This window comes from Phascolarctobacterium succinatutens YIT 12067 (assembly GCF_000188175.1).
In the GTDB taxonomy this organism is placed as follows: domain Bacteria; phylum Bacillota; class Negativicutes; order Acidaminococcales; family Acidaminococcaceae; genus Phascolarctobacterium_A; species Phascolarctobacterium_A succinatutens.
In genome coordinates this window covers 1,786-2,000 of record NZ_GL830925.1, presented here as the reverse complement: position 1 = coordinate 2,000, position 215 = coordinate 1,786, and the positions used below count along the sequence as shown (strand labels likewise).

The 215-nt window shown below is 35.8% G+C and carries 1 protein-coding gene; it reads right to left on the bottom strand.

The window, feature by feature from the left end; genetic code table 11:
• Positions 1-203 (bottom strand): transposase (locus HMPREF9443_RS10895; protein WP_187363715.1); only part of this gene is annotated, 203 nt, incomplete at its 3' end.
• Between the last annotated feature and the right edge of the window lie 12 nt (positions 204-215).

Sequence of the window (215 nt, the reverse complement as noted above, 5' to 3'; positions counted from 1 at the left end):
TGAAATTCAGGAAGTGATAAATCCGCAGCCAACAATAACCACTTTCCCAGTTCTTTTTTTGCTTCAGTTCTTGTTTGTTTCCTGAACACTTCATAAAAACGTTCTTTCAAAACATATGCTTTTTCAAGATCGTAGGATGAGTTAAGCATCCTAGCTAACTCTGTTTTATCTTCAGATGTCAGTTTGTATTCCGGCTTAAGCAAAAGATAACGACT